At 63.8% G+C, this 17,496-nt stretch carries 11 protein-coding genes; 5 read left to right on the plus strand and 6 right to left on the minus strand.

The genetic code is table 11. The annotated features are described in order from the left end of the window. Window positions 1–12 precede the first annotated feature (12 nt). Window positions 13–1,104, plus strand: a complete 1,092-nt coding sequence (locus tag GFD25_RS08100) for a Fic family protein (RefSeq protein ID WP_163231701.1) — start codon at window positions 13–15, stop codon at window positions 1,102–1,104. A gap of 74 nt (window positions 1,105–1,178) precedes the next feature. On the opposite strand, the gene GFD25_RS08105 is transcribed toward GFD25_RS08100, so the two are convergent. The 5 genes from GFD25_RS08105 to GFD25_RS08125 all read right to left on the minus strand — a co-directional run bounded on the left by GFD25_RS08105 (window position 1,179) and on the right by GFD25_RS08125 (window position 8,672). Next, a complete protein-coding gene (locus tag GFD25_RS08105) occupies window positions 1,179–2,201 on the minus strand; it encodes a LacI family DNA-binding transcriptional regulator (protein WP_163231703.1) in 1,023 nt (340 codons plus the stop codon). Between the two features lie 122 nt (window positions 2,202–2,323). Further along, window positions 2,324–5,065 (minus strand): glycoside hydrolase family 2 protein, encoded by a 2,742-nt coding sequence (locus tag GFD25_RS08110; RefSeq protein WP_163231706.1) that lies wholly within the window; start codon window positions 5,063–5,065, stop codon window positions 2,324–2,326. 134 nt (window positions 5,066–5,199) lie between these two features. Next, window positions 5,200–6,084: a carbohydrate ABC transporter permease gene (locus tag GFD25_RS08115; RefSeq protein ID WP_163231708.1), complete on the minus strand. Its 885-nt coding sequence runs from the start codon at window positions 6,082–6,084 to the stop codon at window positions 5,200–5,202. Then, entirely contained in the window at window positions 6,084–7,127 is a 1,044-nt protein-coding gene (locus tag GFD25_RS08120) for a carbohydrate ABC transporter permease (RefSeq protein WP_163231710.1), read from the minus strand. The genes GFD25_RS08115 and GFD25_RS08120 overlap by 1 nt, the downstream gene beginning before the upstream one ends. A 144-nt stretch (window positions 7,128–7,271) precedes the next feature. Next, window positions 7,272–8,672: an ABC transporter substrate-binding protein gene (locus GFD25_RS08125; protein ID WP_163231713.1), complete on the minus strand. Its 1,401-nt coding sequence runs from the start codon at window positions 8,670–8,672 to the stop codon at window positions 7,272–7,274. Window positions 8,673–9,168: 496 nt separating this feature from the next. On the opposite strand from GFD25_RS08125, the gene GFD25_RS08130 reads away from it, so the two are divergent. Beyond that, a complete protein-coding gene (locus GFD25_RS08130) occupies window positions 9,169–11,046 on the plus strand; it encodes an ABC transporter ATP-binding protein (protein ID WP_163231715.1) in 1,878 nt (625 codons plus the stop codon). A gap of 117 nt (window positions 11,047–11,163) precedes the next feature. Beyond that, entirely contained in the window at window positions 11,164–12,267 is a 1,104-nt protein-coding gene (locus GFD25_RS08135; protein WP_163231717.1) for an AAA family ATPase, read from the plus strand. 114 nt (window positions 12,268–12,381) lie between these two features. Here the strand turns inward: GFD25_RS08135 and GFD25_RS08140 are convergent, their stop codons facing one another. After that, window positions 12,382–13,770, minus strand: a complete 1,389-nt coding sequence (locus GFD25_RS08140; protein WP_163231724.1) for a GH1 family beta-glucosidase — start codon at window positions 13,768–13,770, stop codon at window positions 12,382–12,384. A 336-nt stretch (window positions 13,771–14,106) separates the two neighbouring features. Here GFD25_RS08140 and GFD25_RS08145 point away from each other — a divergent pair, with 336 nt between their 5' ends. Together GFD25_RS08145 and GFD25_RS08150 are read left to right on the plus strand one after the other, a co-directional pair. After that, complete coding sequence (locus GFD25_RS08145) at window positions 14,107–15,273, plus strand: GDSL-type esterase/lipase family protein (protein ID WP_239512492.1); 1,167 nt, start codon at window positions 14,107–14,109, stop codon at window positions 15,271–15,273. Window positions 15,274–15,275: 2 nt separating this feature from the next. Next, window positions 15,276–17,033 carry a sialate O-acetylesterase gene (locus tag GFD25_RS08150; protein ID WP_163231728.1) on the plus strand — a complete coding sequence of 586 codons (1,758 nt, stop codon included), beginning with the start codon at window positions 15,276–15,278 and terminating at the stop codon, window positions 17,031–17,033. The last annotated feature ends 463 nt before the right edge of the window (window positions 17,034–17,496 follow it).

Below are 17,496 nucleotides of genomic sequence, written 5' to 3' on the forward strand. Positions count from 1 at the left end.
GCAGTACATTCCATGCACCAATTCGACTATGCGTGCGCCGCGGAATCGCTGCTCACCCCGCATATCGCCCGTCTGCTCACCACCATTCACGAGGCAAAAGGACGTCAGAACGTCCAGATCGACATGCGTCCCGAAGCGGTACGCACCTTGGTGGACGTCGCGCGCATCCAAAGCACCGACGCATCGAACCGCATCGAAGGCATCGCCACCAGCGACCGCCGTCTCAACGCATTGATGCTCAAGACCGTCACGCCACGCAACCGGGACGAGGAGGAGATCGCAGGATACCGTGATGTGCTGGCCCTGATCCACGACAACCACGACTACATCCCGCTGACGCCGAACGTCATCCTGCAGCTGCATCGCGACCTGTTCCGACATACCCCGCTGGCGTTCGGAGGACGATTCAAGGACAGCGACAACGTCATCGTGGAACGGAGTACCGACGGCACGCAAACGGTCCGTTTCGCCCCGCCGTCCGCGCTCATGACGCCGGAGCTCATCACCCGGGCCTGCGACGCGTTCAATGAGGCGGTCGGGAACGAACATGTGGACCCGCTGCTAGCGATCGCCATGTTCACGTTCGATTTCACCTGCATCCACCCGTTCAACGACGGCAACGGACGCATGAGCCGCCTGCTCACATTGTTGCTGATGTACCGCAACGGTTTTGAAATCGGCAAGTACATCAGCATCGAGCACATCATCGAGCAGACGAAAGACACGTACTACGACGCCCTCGCCGCCAGTACGCGCGGGTGGAACGACAGTGTCAACGACTACGCGCCGTTCGCGCAATACCTGCTCGGCACGATACTGACCGCATACCGGGAGTTCGACGAACGGATCGGCCAACTGATCACGCCGACCGGCGCCGGAACCGACGGACACCCAGGAACCGCAACGACCAAGCCGTCGAGCGAACGCCGGATCGCCGCACTGTTCGAGCGAACGCTGTCCCCGATGTCAAAGGCGGATGTGCTCGCGCAACTGCCCGACATCAGCGTCTCCACCGTCGAGCGAACGCTGAAGCGCATGCTCGACGCGGGAGAGATCACCAAAATCGGCGCCGGACGGGCCACGCGCTATGTCAGCAAGCGGTAGGCGACACGCACGATCGCAAACGGCCCGTTCGTCCGCGGCAGACACCCCGGCCCATCTGGACCAGCCCGCAAACCCTACCCGACGAGCGGACCGCTGGACTCGCGGAAGACGAGTTCGCTGGCCTCTTCGGTATAGGAGTCGACCTGCTTGCCGTCGATGAGGTCGAGCAGCATGCGCGCGGCGCGCTTGCCGTGCGTCACGACGTCGCGGCTGAGCGCGGTGATGCTCGGCGCGCTGACGGAGCACAGGAACGAATCGTCCCACGAGATGATCGACAGCCGGTCGGGCACGGAGACGCCCATGGCGTTGGCGGCCTTTACGGCGGCGAGCGCCATCACGTCGTTGTCGTAGATGATCGCGGTCGGCGGCTTGGACAGCGACAGCAGGCGTTCGGTGCAGCGCTGGCCTTCCGCAGGCGAATAGTTGGTGTGGAAGCAGCTGTACTGCACGTCCAGTTCGGCGGTTTCCTCCATAAACGCGTTGTCGCGGATGAACGTGTGGCCGTACCGTTCGGGGCCGGCGATGCGCGCGATGCGCTGGTGGCCGAGTTCGTGGCAGTAGTCGACGAGCAGGTGCGCGGCGCCCTGTTCGTCGTCGGCGAGGCTGGCCAGTCCGCCGGCCATCGTACTGTCGCACAGCAGCAGCACGGGCATTTCGGGGTGTTCCGCGAACAGTTCGACGCGCGGATCGCCCAGTTCGATGTTCATGAGCAGCACGCCGTCGACCGCGCCGGTGGCGATCCATTCCTTGAGCACGTCCATTTCGGACTGCTGGCTGTGCGAGGAGCGCACGAGCAGCGAATAGCCTTCGGCCTCAAGTTCCGCGGTCAGGCCGGCGATGAGCTCCATCGTGTAGGTTTCGACGGACAGCACGTGCGTGTCGTAGGTGAGCACCAGTCCGATCGACTGGGTGCTGGCGTTGGACAGCGCCTTGGCCGCACTGTTGGGCTTCCAGCCCATCTTGTCGGCGACCTTGAGCACCTTGTCGCGCGTGGCGGCGGAGACGCCGGGCTTGTCGTTGAGCGCGTAGGAAACCGCGCTGCTGGAGACGCCGGCCGCTTTGGCCACGTCGGAAATAGTCACCTTTGACTTCAGCATGGTTTCCTTACTCCTTCCTTGGTGAAGTCCTCTGTCACTTCGGGGCCGTGGTGCCGGTCCAAGACCAGGGCCGGCACCACGGATAAGCCGGTATTCATTCTACCGGCGACATACCGCGTACTTTACCGCTTGAGGTCGTTGGCGGTACGCAGCACGTTCGGCGCGGCGAACGCGGCAGGATCGAGTCCGACGGCGGCCGTGACGTGCCACGTCACCGACTCTCCCGGCAGCAGCGTGACCAGTCCGCCATCGATTGTCGCGGTCTGATCGACCTTGTCGACCATGCAGAACACGTCGCGCGCGTAGGCCTTCGCGGTGACGGTCAGGTCGTAGCCGTCGCCGGCGGCCGTGACGGTCGCCTCGATCGGCTCGCGGTCGAGGTTCTGGTCGATCACGTCGGCCGGGTTGTAGATCGCGCGGGCGAACTCGCCGTCGCAATCACCGTCAGCCGCAGCGGCAGCCGGCGTCGCGACGAGGATCTCGCCGTTCGGATCATCGAACGTCGCGACCGTCTCGTCGAGCGCGAGCGTCACATGGCCCGGCTTGCCGGCCTCGAACGCGACGTCGAAGACCTGCGACGCGAGCACCGTGCCGGCGAGGTCGCGGCGTTCCACCGTCCACGTTCCCGTCCACGCCGAAAGCGTGTCGTTCGCCACGACGAGCGCCAGGTGATCGGTCGCGGTCGGCACGCCCTCCCAGCTGTGCTCCTCGCGGTACTGCTCGCTCGTGCGCGGCTGGATCGTGGCGAAGCGAGGCGCGAAGAAGTCGCGCGACGCGTACCACAGGGGCTTGCGGTGGCCGTAGTAGTCGACGGCCGCCCACGAGACGACCGGCCAGTCGTCGTTGAGCTGCCAGATCAGCGCGCCCGCGTTGACCGGCTCGAGCGAACGCATATGCTCGACTCCGAAGCGGAGCGCCTGCGCCTGCTGCAGCTGGCACGCCCAATGCCAGTCCTCGATCGACGCCCACTCGTCGGTCGGGATAAGCCAGCTGTGCTCGCCATCGGACGGCTTGCCGTTGACCACGCCGCCGTAGCTCACGTCGTTGATGTTGCCCGGCGTCAGGTGCGAACGCATGCCGCGGGCCAGCTTGATGTTGCCGCCCATGGCCTTCTGGTGCACGAGCATCTGCTTGCCGAACGGCTCGAGCTTCTCGTCGTGTACGACGCGGGTGAGCGTGCTGAACGCCGGCGGCGCCTGGTAGCCGAACTCGTCGGCGAAGCGCGGCGTGTAGTCGGCGTACTTGCGGTAGTCGACGCGGTTCCACACATCCCAGATGTGCATGGTGCCGTCGACGTCCTTGTTCGCGTCGACGAACTTGGTGAAGCTCATCGGCGAGCTCGGCAGATAGACGTGCGTCGGGTCAAGCTCGGCGAGCAGCTTCGGGAACAGGTCGGCGTAGTAGTAGTCGCCCCAGCCCTTTTCGCCGTAGCCGTACTCGTTGGCCGGCTTGTCGTCGTCGCGCAGGGCCTGCTTGAAGCCGCCCCACTCGGAGTAGGCGACGTAGTTCTCGTTCGAGCCGTTCCACACGGTCAGGCTCGGGTGCGGGGCGAGACGGGTGATGTGCTCGCGCGCCTCGGCCTCGATCTCGGCCTTGGTGCCGGCGTCCTCCGGATAGGCGGCGCAGGCGAGCATGAAGTCCTGCCAGACCATGACGCCCAGCTCGTCGGCCAGGTCGTAGAACTCGTCGGATTCGTAGATGCTGCCGCCCCAGGCGCGCACCATGTTCGAGTTGGATTCGACGAGATCCTTGAATCGCGCCGCGTAGAACGCCTTGTCGCCGCGCGACAGGAACGCGTCGATCGGCACCCAGTTGTAGCCGCGCGCGTGCACCGGCACGTCGTTGACGTAGATCTGGAACGGGCGGCCGATCTCGTCGGCGCGCGTGTCGACGTGGACGGTGCGGAAGCCGACGCGGCCGGTCCACTTCGCGTCCGGCACGACGGCGTCGGACGCGACGGCAGACGTGACGGTTACGTCGTACAGCGGCTGCTCGCCGTAGCCGAGCGGCCACCAGCGGCGCACGTCCGGCACGACGGCGGTCAGCGTCGCGGTGTCACGGCCGTACTCGACCTCGCCGGTCACGGTCACGTCCGCGCCGAACCCGGCCACGGTCACGCTCACCGGCACCGGTTTCTGCTGCACGTGCGCGTCGGCCGAGGTCATCACGCGGCCTTCGCCCTCGCGTTCGATCTCGACGGTGGTCGTGAGCACGCCGGAACCGTCGGCGCGCACGTCGACGAGCGGGCGCACGGCCTTGAACCGCACGCCGGACCACGAGTCGATGCCGATCTCGCGCCACATGCCGGCGTTCGCGACGTCGATGCCCCAGTCCCAGCCGAACTGATAGCTGGGCTTGCGCAGCTGGTTGAACGCGTGGTGCTCGGTGTGCGGATAGTAGCCGAGTTCGCGTTCGCGGCGGTCGGATTCGCGCACGGACGACGCGAAGGTGACGGTCAGCGTGTTCTCGCCGTCACGCAGCTGGCCGAGCGCGTCCCAGCGGTAGGAGCGGTGGTAATTCTGCGCGTAGCCGACGAGCTGGCCGTTGATCGCGACGGTGGCGACGGTGTCGAGGCCGTACGCGACGAGGTCGTGGCGGGTCTTGCCGTCCGCATGCCATTCGAACGTGGTCTCGAACTGCCAGTCGACGTCGCCGATCCACTGCTGACGGTTCTCGTTGTCGCCGTCGAACGGCTCGTCGATGAGACCGGCGCGGAGCAGGTCGAGCGTGACCTCGCCGGGCACGGTGGCCGGGATGCCGGCGGCGATCGCGTCGCGGACTTCGGCCGGGGCGACCTGCGGGTTGAGCGCGCGGACCGTCCAGCCCTGCGTGAGGGAACGGAAGGTTTCTGGGGTGTGGGTCATGATGAACGTCCTTGTGGTCGGTATGGGCCGCTCGCCGGCGGGGCGGGGCGCCGGCAGCGGCCTGGTTGCTTGAATTGTATGCGATTGATATGCCGGAGGGCTCCCCGTTTGCGAGGGAGCCCCGTCGGCGGCCGTCACTCCTTGACGGCGCCCGCCGCGATGCCGTTGTAGATCTGCTTCTGGAAGACGAGGAACAGGATCAGCATCGGCAGCAGCGTGATGATCACGCCGGCGCAGATCAGGTTGTACTTGCTGCCCTGCGGGCCGGTGAAGGAGTACAGCGCGATGGCGACCGTCTTCAGGTTCGCGTTCTGCAGGTAGAGGTTCGCGGCATAGTACTCGTTGTACACGCCCACACCCTTGAGGATCATGCAGGTCACGATGGCCGGCTTGAGCAGCGGCAGCAGGATGCGCGAGTAGACGGTGAAGTAGGAGGCGCCGTCCACGATCGCGGATTCGTCGAGCGAGACCGGGATGTTCTCGAAGAACTGGATGAACACGTAGATGGAGATGACGTCGGTGCCGCACATCATGAGGATGTAGCCCCACATCGTGTTGACGGCGTGGATGTTCACCATCATCTTGTACAGGGCGACTTGCATCGCGATGCCGGGCAGCAGGGCCGCCATGGTGAACAGGCCGCGGATCAGCGTGTTGCCGGGGAACTGGAAGCGGGAGAGCACGTACGCGAGCTGGGTGCCGATGATCGTGGTGACGAACAGCACGACGACCAGCACGATCGCGGAGTTGCGGAACGCGACGCCCATGTTCGACAGCTGGAACGCCTTGACGTAGTTCTCGAAGTTTAGCCAGTTGCCGGGCATCTGCATGACGCTGGTGGACTGGTATTCCGAGTCGGTCTTCGCGGCGGTCACGAAGCAGCTCACGACCGGCAGGATGAACCAGAAGGCCAGGAAGACGAGGCTGAAGTACTTCAGGAACGTCATGAGGTTGACCTTGAACTTGTACCAGAAGCTCACGCCGCTCACCGGCTTGGCCTGCACCGTTGCGCTTGACATCACGCCACCGCCTTTTCCTTGGAACCGTTACGGAAGATCGGGGCCGTCTTCACGGCCATCTTGCGACGCTTGCGGTCGGCCTTGGCCGCCTGCTTGCGGGCCTTGGCGACGCCGTCGTCCGCGTCGCGGAACACGAACTTGAAGAACAGCTGCTGCAGCAGCGCCATGATGAGGATGATCGCGAGCAGCACGATCGCCATGGCCGAGGCGAGGCCGACCTTCTGGCTGGTGTGCGCGAGCTGATCCATGAGGACAAAGTAGCTGGCGGTGCCGTTCGCGCCGGAGGTGACCACGTACGGGATCTCGAAGACGGACAGCGAACCGGTGATCGACAGGATCACGTTGAGCACGAGGATGGTCTTGATGCCCGGCAGGATGATGTGCCTGAACTGCTGCCACTTGTTCGCGCCGTCGATTTCGGCCGCCTCGTACAGCGACTTGTCGATCGACATGATCGCGCCGATGAACAGGATCACGCTCTGGCCGATGTAGCGCCACAGGGAGGCGCCGACGAGCGACCAGTTGTTGATGGACTGGTCCTTGAGCCAGTACGGCAGGTTGTTGAGATCGAAGCCGCACAGCTGGAGCACGGAGTCGAAGATGTAGCCGCGGGTGTAGAAGAACTTGAAGATGAAGCCGACCGCGATGCCGTTGATGAGGTACGGGAAGAAGTAGATGCCCTTGAAGAGGTTGCCGAGCTTGACCTTGAAGCTCAGCACGGTGGCCATGTACAGGGCGAGCGCGAGCTGGATCAGCGAGCCGATGATGTAGTAGAGGCTGATCTTGAGCGAGGACAGCGTGTCGTCACGCGTGAACACCTGGATGTAGTTGTCGAGGCCGACCCACTTCGGGGTGCCGATGTACTTCATCTTGTAGAAGCTGTAGCCGGCCATCTGGATGAACGGGACGTACGTGAAGAACACCAGGAGCGCGAGCGGAATCGCGCAGAACGCGACGATGATGAGGCCCTTGCGCCAGTCGCGCGGCTTCTTGTTCTCCCGCACAGCGCCCTCCTGCGTGTAAGTCGCAGTCGCTGAAGTCATGATTCCTCGCTTAGTTAGAACGATGCTGATAGCAGAATGTCGATCGGGTTTCGATGGATGCGATGTTCGCAAAACGGACAGGCCGCGGGTCGATGCGGGGCCCGCGGCCTGTCGTGGATGATGCGGGTTATCGGCGGATGCCGCTCACTTGGCGACGGTGGTGTACTTGACGTCCACGTCCTCGGTCTTGAGGGCGGCGTTCCACTTCTCGTTCCATTCCTTGACGATGTCGTCGTAGGACTCGTCCTTGTTGGCGGCGTGCTCGACGATGGCCTGGACGCGGGCGTTGCCGCCGGCGTTGATCGCGAGCTCGGAATCGGAGTTGAGGTCGTTGAAGAGGTCCTCCTCGCCGTCGACGGCCGGCTCGTCCTCGATGAAGTCGACGTCCTTGAACTCGTCGCCGTAGATGTCGGGCATGGAGTCGTCGGAGATGTCGGTCGGGATGCCGCCCTCGTTGATCGCGAAGCCGGACTTCTCGACCATCCACTTGACGAAGATCATCGCGGCCTCCTGGTTGGTGACGGAGGAGTCCTTGTTGATGCACCAGGCGTAGTCGGCGGCGGAGGTGGTGTACTGCTTGCCGTCCACGGTGATCGGGAACGGCATGTAGCTGATGTCGTCGGCGTTGTCGCCCGCGTTCTTGATCTGGGAGACGGCCCAGGCGCCGAGCACCATGGTGGCGATCTCGCCGTTGTTCATCTTGGACTTGGAGGACTCCCAGTCGGTGGTGGAGTAGTCGTCCTCGATCAGGCCGTCGGCGACCGCGTCGTAGAGGACCTTGTAGACGTTGTAGGCGTGGGTACCGTCACCGGGGTCCGCGAACGGGCTTTCGGTGTGCAGCAGTTCCTGGTTCATGTACTTGCTGTCGCCGGTGGCGGTGCCGCCGATGTAGGAGTCCCATGCGCTCATGGTCCAGCCGGCCGCGTAGTTCGTGTACAGCGGGATGGCCTTGGTCTTCTCCTTGACGGCCTTGAGGGCGGCGATGAAATCGTCCGGGGTCTTCGGGACCTCGGTCACGCCGGCCTCCTGGAAGATCTTCTTGTTGTAGACCACGCCGAGCGCGTTGCCCATCGAGGCGATGCCGTAGACCTTCTTCTCGTAGGCGTTGTTGGTGGCGTAGCGGACTTCCTTCTGCATGTCGTCGAGGGAGCCGAACGGCAGGAAGTAGGTGGGGTATTCGCTGCGGTCGACGGCGGGCAGCATCATCACGTCGCCCCAGTCGCCGCCCTGCAGGCGGGTGAGCGCGTCGCTGGCGTAGTTGGTGCTGGTCTCGACCTTGACGGTGATGTTCGGGTACAGCTTGTTGAATTCGGCGATGTACTCGTTCCAGGATTCGCCGTTGTAGCTGTCGTTGGCCATGTCGGTCTTGTGGTTGAAGACGCGGATGGTGGCCTTGATGTCGGTCTTGGTCTTGCCGAGCTCGATGCTCGGGTAGGTCATGTCGGTGGTATCGGACGAAGCGCCGTTGCCGCTGCCGCAGGCCGCCATGCCCAGCACGCAGACGGCGGCGGTGGCCGCGGTCACGATCCTCTTGAATGCGTTCATTCCTGTCTCCTTTGCCATAGAGCGACCGAAGGTGAACCTCTTCAGCTACTTTCCCTGCATTCCGCCGTCGCTCAGCGATGAACTTCGGCGGCGGATTCAAGCAAAAACCCTTGAAAACTGAAGCTTTTGCGTTGTTGGTACCCAATATAAACCCGGCTTATCGCTTTGTCAACCGGTTAAGTAATCGCGTTAACTCAAAGTCGCACATAATCGAACATCCCCTGCCGGCCGCCCGGGCACTTAACGTCACAAATCATTGGAAACATTGGTATATCATGCGTTCGTCACCTTGCCGCCACGCGTCAACTTAACTGAAGCCATAAGCCTTCATCGCGGCATCCACCGGCGTGTCGCACCGTCTGCACCACCGATCGGCACAGTTCCGTGCTTACGCGGCTGAACTCTTGCCGAAACTTTACTGAACCGGTTACGTTTTCCGTTGCGCCAACTATCCTGTTATCGCGCACACCGCAACGAATCCCGCCGAGGAGCACCGATGACATCATCAACCGCCGGCCGCCAGGCCGACGAACACAACGTCACGGACGACACCGCTGCCGATACCACAGACGACGGTGCCTGGACCGCCGCCGTCCCGCCGGACACCCCCTGGTCGTTCACCGAGTACATCAACGCATACCGGCGCAACGCCGGCCACCCGGTCCACATCCTCCTGAGCTTCTTCCGCGGCTCCGGCGGCCGGCTCGCGATCGCCACGCTCGCGCTGATCGCCAAGCAGTCGCCGTGCTGGGTCATCCCGATCGTCACCAGCAACGTCATCAACATCATCACCTACCGCGACCAGCACGACCTGAGCGAACTGTGGGTCAACCTCACCGTCGCCCTCGTCTTCATCCTGCAGAACGTGCTGAGCACCTGGACCGTCGCGCTGCAGTTCGGCCGCGTCAACCGCAACATCGAACGAAAGCTGCGCGGCAGCCTCGTCGTCAAACTGCAGCAGCTGTCCATCCGGTTCCACAACGAAACGCAGTCCGGCCGCCTGCTGTCGAAGGTCATGCGCGACGTCGAAAACGTCGAGGTACTCATCGACCAGACGTACCGCAGCCTGCCGATCATCGCGCTCGACATCGCCATCGCGGTCGTCGTCACCGCCATGCACAGTCCCACCGTCCTGCTGTTCTTCGCGCTGACGGTGCCGGCCGCGGTCATCGCGATCTACGCGTTCCGCAAACCGATCCGACAGTCGAACCACGACTTCCGCTACCAGATGGAACAGACGCAGGCGGCCGTCGCCGAGATGATCGAGATGATCCCGGTCACGCGCGCGCACGGCCTGCAGCACGTCGAGATCGACCACATGAGCAAACGGCTCAACCACATCCACGACACTGGCCTGCGGCTCGACGTGGTCAACGGCCTGTTCGGCGCGACGAGCTGGGTGGTGTTTCAGGTGTTCCAGCTCGGGTGCCTCGCGTTCACGTCGCACCTGGCGCTGAACGGACGTATTCCGATCGGCGACGTGGTGCTGTTCCAGACGTATTTCGCGCAGATCGTCAACTCGATCTCGTCGCTCATCAACCTGTATCCGGTGCTCACCAAAGGCATGGAGTCAGTGATGTCGATCGGCGAGATCCTGCAGGAAACGGACGTGGAGCGCAACGCGCGTGACGTGGAACCGGCCAGGCTGCGCGGCGAGGTGGAGTTCCGCGACGTGGACTTCCGATACAGCCCCGATTACCCGATGGTGCTGCACGGGTTCTCGCTGAAGGTGCCAGCCGGGCAGTCGCTCGCGTTCGTGGGCGATTCCGGTTCGGGCAAGTCGACGCTGCTCAAGCTGCTCATCGGGTTCGGCGTGCCGCAGGCCGGATCGGTGCTGGTCGACGGCATCGACCTCAAGGACATGGACATCGACGCGTACCGGCGCCAGATCGCCGTGGTGCCGCAGAACACGATCCTGTTCTCGGGCACGCTGCGCGACAACATCATCTACGGGCTGGGCGACGTGGACGACGCCGAAGTCGAGCGGGTGGTGCGCGAGGTCGGGCTCGACGACGTGGTGGCCGAGCTGCCCGACGGGCTGGACACGCGTCTCGGCGAGCATGGCGGGACGCTGTCGGGCGGGCAACGGCAGCGCATCGCGATCGCGCGGGCGCTGATCCGCCACCCGCGCATCATCATCTTCGACGAGGCGACGAGCGCGCTGGATTCGGCGTCGGAAAAGAAGGTGCAGGCGGCGATCGAGCACATGATGGGCCAGTGCACGACGTTCATGGTTGCGCACCGCCTGTCCACGATCCGCAACGCCGACCGGATCGTGGTGATGGAGCACGGGCGCGCCGTCGAGGAAGGCTCCTACGACGAGCTCATGGCCGCGCGAGGCAAGTTCTACCGCCTCAAGAAGATGCAGGAATAGCGGGATTCCCCGCGCCCGTCCTGGTTCCCTCTGCCCCTCCGACGGACGTACTCCTTTTTGATATTTTTGATATTTTTGATATTTTTGATTTGGCTGCATTCAATGTAAGGAGGCCTTATGCGGGCGACGGCGAATCCGTTCAAACCCACGGCAGGAGGGGAGCCTCCACTGCTCATCGGCCGTTCCAAGATCATCCGGGATTTTGAAAAAGGACTCGACAACGGCGTAGGGGCACCAGGGCGAATCATGCTGATCACCGGTCCACGAGGAACCGGCAAAACAGTATTGCTGACGGTTTTCGGAGACAAGGCACGCGACAGAAAATGGGACGTCATCGAGGAAACGGCATCCGAAGGCCTCTGCGAACGCCTGGTCAACGAACTTCGCAACAAAGACCGTCTACTTGACCGGCTCAGCATACGACCATCAATCAGTCTCAGCGGAGCAAGCATCAGCTTGGGCGAAGCCGAACTGTCGCCGAAACGAATGCCCGAGACACTACGCAACGCCATGTCCGAACGACTCGACCTGCTCGGTAAACGTCACGCCGGGCTGCTGATCTCCATCGACGAAACACAGGCCGCACAACGATCCGATCTCATCGCGCTGGCTACGGCGATTCAACATCAGATACGCGAACGACGGGATATCGCCATCGTGTTCGCGGGGCTACCGCAGATGGTCTCGGACCTGTTCAATGACGACGTCATTACGTTCTTACGTCGAGCGAAAACCAATGTACTCACCGATATTCCGATCGATGATGTACAGGATGCGCTCGGACGCACCTTCCGGACATCCGGCATGATCATCAGCGACGATCAGCTTCATGCGGCGGCGCAGGCGACATCGGGTTACCCTTACATGATCCAGCTCGTGGGATATCACATCTGGGATGTCGCCGATATGCGGGACTCGGATATCGTGTCGGATCAGGACATTCACGACGGTCTTGCCGAAGCACGAATCGATCTCGACAATGCCGTATGCATTCCGGAACTGCACGGATTGTCTCGCAACGACAGAGCATATCTGGAGGCGATGGCCCAATCCGACGGACCGTCATCGACAAGCGACGTCGCCGAACGAATGGGGAAAACGGATAATTACGCCGCCACATATCGGAAACGGCTGCTCGATGCCTATGTCATCAAGGAGACCGAGCGCGGAGAGGTCGACTTTGCGGTGCCGTTCCTACGCGAATATCTGCAGCGGCAATAAGACATTCCCGCCACGCAAGGCGCCATAGGGAGCGAGTGCGATCGTCGTACCGGAAAACGCTCGCTCAGAGTCGACCGAACGAGCGTTTTCGTCAAACACTCCCGAATCAGCGCATCACAGCACCGGCAGCTCGCGCGAGGCGATGAGCTTGCGGTACCACTTGAAGCTGTCCTTCGGGGTGCGCTCCTGCGTCTCGTAGTCCACGTAGGTGATGCCGAAGCGCTTGGTGTAGCCGAACGCCCACTCGAAGTTGTCGAGCATCGACCACACGAAGTAGCCACGCAGGTCCACGCCGGCCTCGATCGCACGGCGGGCCGCGTCGAAGTGCTTGGTCAGGTAGGAGATGCGCTTGTCGTCGTGCACGGCCTTGACGGCGTCGCCGGTCGCGGGATCGGTTTCGGTGACGAGCTCGTCGGCGCACGCGATGCCGTTCTCGGTGATGAACAGCGGCAGTTCCGGATAGTCGTTGTGCACGCGCACGAGCATGTCGTACAGGCCGTTCGGGTCGATGTTCCAGCCCATTTCGGTGTGCTCGCCCGGGGTCGGCAGCCAGTCGATGTCACTGCAGCCGGGGAACGTGCTCGCCTCGGTGGACTGCGGGAACTGCGGACGGTCGCTCATCGCGACGAGTCCGGTCGAGTAGTAGTTGATGCCGAGCAGGTCAAGCGGTTGGTGGATCTGTTCGAGGTCACCGTCCTTGACGAAGCTCCAATCGCAGATGCCCTTGGTGACGGCGAACAGTTCGGCCGGATAGTAGCCACGCAGCATCGGGTCAAGGAAGACGCGGTTGCCGACCAGGTCGGTGCGATGCACGGCGTCCGAGTCGCCGCGATTGAACTGGAGGTTGAGGGTGACGGCGACGCGCGCGTCGTCCTTGATCTCGCCGCGCAACGCCTGCACCATGAGTCCGTGGGCGAGGTTGAGGTGGTGGACCGCGGCGAACGCGGCCGGGCCGCCGCCCAGACCGGGGGCATGTTCGGTGCCGCCGTAGCTCAGGTAGGAGGAGCACCACGGCTCGTTGAGCGTGATCCAGGTGTCGACGCGGTCGCCGAGACGTTCGGCGACGCGCTGAGTGTAGTCAGCGACGCGGTAAGCGGTGTCGCGGTTCAGCCAGCCGCCCTTGTCACCGAGATACTGCGGCAGGTCCCAGTGGTACAGCGTGGCGCACGGCTTGATGCCGTTGGCGAGCAGTTCGTCGACGACGCGCTCGTAGAAGTCGAGGCCTTCCTCGTTGGTGGGACCGAGTTCGGTGGGCACGATGCGCGGCATGGCGATGGAGAAGCGGTAGGCGTCGACGCCGAGCTCCTTGAGCAGGGCGATGTCCTCCTTGTAACGGTGGTACGAGTCGGTGGCCACGTCGCCGGTGTCGCCGTTGAGCGTATGGCCGGGCGTGTGCGAGAAGGTGTCCCAGATGGACGGGCAGCGTCCGCCTTCGGTGGCGGCGCCTTCGATCTGGTATGAGGCGGTGGCGGTGCCGAACATGAAGTCCTTGGAGAGTGCCATCGGCGTATTCCTTTCTGTAGTGGGTGCGGCGTTGCGACGGGTCCGGGGCGGCCCCGCGTGCCGGCGGGACGCCATCTTTAGCGACCAACCGGTAATTTACTTCGTCCGATATGAGTGTATCATAATTTTTATTAACCGGTTAAGGTGTTGCGCGGCACCGGATTGCATAGTCAGCCACCGCAACGGGACCGCCACGCCAAAACCCGACTGAACGGCATCATTCCACATCAATGAGGAGCATCGAAGATCGCCATGACCACAACTGCTGATTCCAACGGCACGAACACCGCCGCCGCGCGCACCGTCATCGCGCCGAACCACCCGGCCCTGCGCACGATGGGCCGCATCGACGACGCCGACCCGACCAGGCCGGTCTGGGTGTACCCGTACACGCAGACCGCCTTCCGGTTCACCGGCACGTCGCTGACCGCAACGCTCGAAAATCACTGGAACTACGGCGATACCAAGATCGGCGTCGTCATCGACGGCGTGCAGACCGCCGTACGTGTCCCTTCCGGCGTCACCGATCCGGACCACGCGCCCGACTACGGTCCGGTCACGGTCACGCTCGCCGACCATCTACCCGATATCGAGCACGAGGCGATCGTGTTCAAGCGGCAGGACGGCCAGAACTACTTCACCCTGTTCGGTTTCGGACTCGACGCCGACGCGACCGTCATGCCGCCGCTCGACCCCGCGCCCGCCCGTCGCATCGAGGTCTTCGGCGACTCGGTGTCCTGCGGCGAGCGCAACGAGGCGTCGCTGTACGTCGGCAAAGCCGATCCCGACGTCGACCTGAGCGGATACAGCAACGCGTGGTATTCGTACGATGCGATCGTCGCGCGCGATCTCGGCGCGCAGCTGCACGACGTATCGCAGGGCGGCGCGTCGCTGATTGACGGCATCGGCTGGTTCCGCGGACCGGATTACATCGGCCAGGAAAGCATCTGGGATCGTATCGAATACAATCCGACGCTCGGCGAGACCAAGCCGTGGGACTTCTCGCGGTACACGCCGCAGGTCGCTATCGTGGCGATCGGCCAGAACGACGCGCATCCGCACGATTTCATGGCCGACGATTACGACGGCGAGCAGGCCACGCGCTGGCGCGCCCGGTACGTCGATTTCCTGCGCGCGATCCACGCGCAGTATCCGAAGGCGACGATCGTGTGCATCACGACGCTGCTCATGCATGACCCGGCGTGGGACCGCGCGATCGACGAGGCCGTGCGCACGTTCAACGGCACCGCAGACGAGCCGCCGACCGCCGCATTCGGTTATCCGATCGAGCCGACGGACGCGGACGCTGTCCGAGCGGATGCCGCGCAGACGTCCAATGTTACGACCGGCACAACGACCGGCCGCACGGTCGCGCACCACTTCATGTTCACGCGCAACGGATCCGCCACCCCGGGTCATCCGCGCGTCGCCGAACACGAGGAGATGGCCCGCGAACTCACCGCGTTCATCAAGTCGCTGGGCAACGATATCTGGGAGGACTGATCATGGGCGAACCGACACAGACAAAGACCGTCGCGACCGGACCGGCACCGGGCGCGAACATGTCCGGCCTGGCGTCCGACATCGGCGACACCGTCGACAAGCCGTGCGGCACGGCGGCATTGCGCCCGGCCGCGATCTTTTCGCATGACATGGTGCTGCAGCGACACCGGCCGATCCCGGTGTTCGGCACCGGCGAGCCCGGCCGCACGGTGATCGTGCGCGTGTCTCAAAATGGCTCAGCTGAACCGATTAAGATACTATCGCGCACCGCTTCCGGCACAGCCGTCTCCGCATCCGACAGCGTCAGCGCGTTCACGACCGTCGACGACCACGGCGACTGGCTCGTCACGTTGCCCGCGCTCGAAGCGGGCGGACCGTACGAACTGACCGTCAGCGACCGTTCCGGCATCACGCTCACATACCTGCGCGTGTTCGTCGGCGAAGTGTGGCTGGCCGGCGGCCAGAGCAACATGGAACTGGAACTGCGCAACAGCGCCGGTGCGGACGCGGCGGTCGCCGCCAGCGCAGATCCGCTGCTGCGCTTCTACAACACCCCGAAAACCGGCGTGATCGACACGGATGCAGAAGACCATGCGATCTGGCAGGTCAGCGGCCCGGATACCAGCGGATACATGTCCGCCGTCGCCTATTATTTCGCCCGGAAACTGCGCGCCGAGCTCGGACCGGACGTGCCGATCGGCATCGTGGACTGCTACATCGGCGGCACGTCGATCACGTCGTGGATGAGCCGCGCGACGTTGGAAACCAGCGAGGCCGGCCGCGGCTATCTCGCACGATTCGACGCGGCGATCGCCGGCAAGACCGAAGCTCAGTTCGAAGCCGAAACGACCGCCTGGAAAACGAAATTCGACGCGTGGAACGACGCGATCGGCAAGGCACGCGCGGCCGAACCGGACATCACCTGGGACACGCTGAACGCGCGGTACGGCGAATGCCCGTGGCCGCCGCCGGTCACGCCGACCTCGCAATACCGTCCGACCGGACCGTACGGCACGATGATCGAACGCGTCGCACCGTATGGCATCGCCGGATTTCTGTGGTATCAGGGCGAGGAGGACGAGGCCCACTGCGATTCCTACCGCGAGCTGCTGGGCAGGATCATCGACGAGTGGCGCGGCCTGTGGAACGACGCAACGCTACCGTTCCTGATCGTGCAGCTGCCGCAGTGGATCGACAAGAACACCGCCGCGGCGGGCGCCGATCCGCTGCATTGGCCGGTGATCCGCAACGCTCAGTGGGATGCGGCCCGCACGGTACCGCATACGTTCACGATCACGACGATCGACTGCGGCGAGTTCGACAACATCCATCCGGCCGACAAGCGTACGCCCGGCGAACGTCTCGCCGACTGCGCGCTGCATCATGTATACGGTCGTGACGATATCGCCGTGGATGGTCCGGCCGTTGCCTCGTGCACGGAGACGGCCGGGACGGTCACGGTCCGGTTCGATCATGCCGACGGACTGCGTTTCGACGGTACCGTTCCCGGTACCTACGGGGAGGACGGCAACGATCCGTCGCACCGTTCGGCCATCGATTCCGGTTTCGAGATCGCCGGTGAGGACGGGAGGTTCCGCTCGGCCGAAGCCACTATCGTCGCGGATGACACGGTGACGCTGCAAGCGGCGGACGCCACCCGAGCGACCGCAGTACGGTACGCCTGGCGCAGCTGGGGACCGGCTCCGCTGTTCAACGGGAACGGATTGCCTGCGGCGCCGTTCCGGGTCACTGTTCGATAGGTCGATGGTTCCGACGTTGCGTCGTTGATGTGAGGAAAGCCCCGTGGAAGTGTTCGCAGGGCTTTCGTGTCGGCTGCGTTTGTGTGTATTGTATCCGCTGCTGGGGAACGCTGCGGGAATAAGGGGCCGTCGGGATACGCGCGTCTGGCGGACCCCACCCGTCGGCTTCGCCGCCACCCTCCCCTCACAGGGGGAGGGAAACAATGCGAGCTTCGGCGAGCCGCCGCGGATGTCGCCGCGGCCCCGTGGAACCGTCCGGCCTGTCCCTCCCCCCTTTGAGGGGAGGGCGTCCGCGGGCCGGGCGGGTCGGGGTGCATGGCGCTGCCGGGAATACAGATATGCGGAAAGCCCCGGACCGTCGTGGTTCGGGGCTTTCGTTAAGTTAAATTGCGGCGGTGTGCTACTCTCCCACACTCTGTCGGGTGCAGTACCATCGCCGTGCCAGGCCTTAGCTTCCGGGTTC

The organism is Bifidobacterium aerophilum (genome assembly GCF_010667685.1).
GTDB classification, from domain to species: Bacteria; Actinomycetota; Actinomycetes; order Actinomycetales; family Bifidobacteriaceae; genus Bifidobacterium; species Bifidobacterium aerophilum.

Bases quoted from the DNA above. Each gene is read 5' to 3' on its own strand.
- GFD25_RS08100 (WP_163231701.1), top strand. From the start codon at position 13: ATGCACCAATTCGACTATGCGTGCGCCGCGGAATCGCTGCTCACCCCG.
- GFD25_RS08105 (WP_163231703.1), bottom strand. From the start codon at position 2,201: ATGCTGAAGTCAAAGGTGACTATTTCCGACGTGGCCAAAGCGGCCGGC.
- GFD25_RS08110 (WP_163231706.1), bottom strand. From the start codon at position 5,065: ATGACCCACACCCCAGAAACCTTCCGTTCCCTCACGCAGGGCTGGACG.
- GFD25_RS08115 (WP_163231708.1), bottom strand. From the start codon at position 6,084: ATGTCAAGCGCAACGGTGCAGGCCAAGCCGGTGAGCGGCGTGAGCTTC.
- GFD25_RS08120 (WP_163231710.1), bottom strand. From the start codon at position 7,127: ATGACTTCAGCGACTGCGACTTACACGCAGGAGGGCGCTGTGCGGGAG.
- GFD25_RS08125 (WP_163231713.1), bottom strand. From the start codon at position 8,672: ATGAACGCATTCAAGAGGATCGTGACCGCGGCCACCGCCGCCGTCTGC.
- GFD25_RS08130 (WP_163231715.1), top strand. From the start codon at position 9,169: ATGACATCATCAACCGCCGGCCGCCAGGCCGACGAACACAACGTCACG.
- GFD25_RS08135 (WP_163231717.1), top strand. From the start codon at position 11,164: ATGCGGGCGACGGCGAATCCGTTCAAACCCACGGCAGGAGGGGAGCCT.
- GFD25_RS08140 (WP_163231724.1), bottom strand. From the start codon at position 13,770: ATGGCACTCTCCAAGGACTTCATGTTCGGCACCGCCACCGCCTCATAC.
- GFD25_RS08145 (WP_239512492.1), top strand. From the start codon at position 14,107: ATGGGCCGCATCGACGACGCCGACCCGACCAGGCCGGTCTGGGTGTAC.
- GFD25_RS08150 (WP_163231728.1), top strand. From the start codon at position 15,276: ATGGGCGAACCGACACAGACAAAGACCGTCGCGACCGGACCGGCACCG.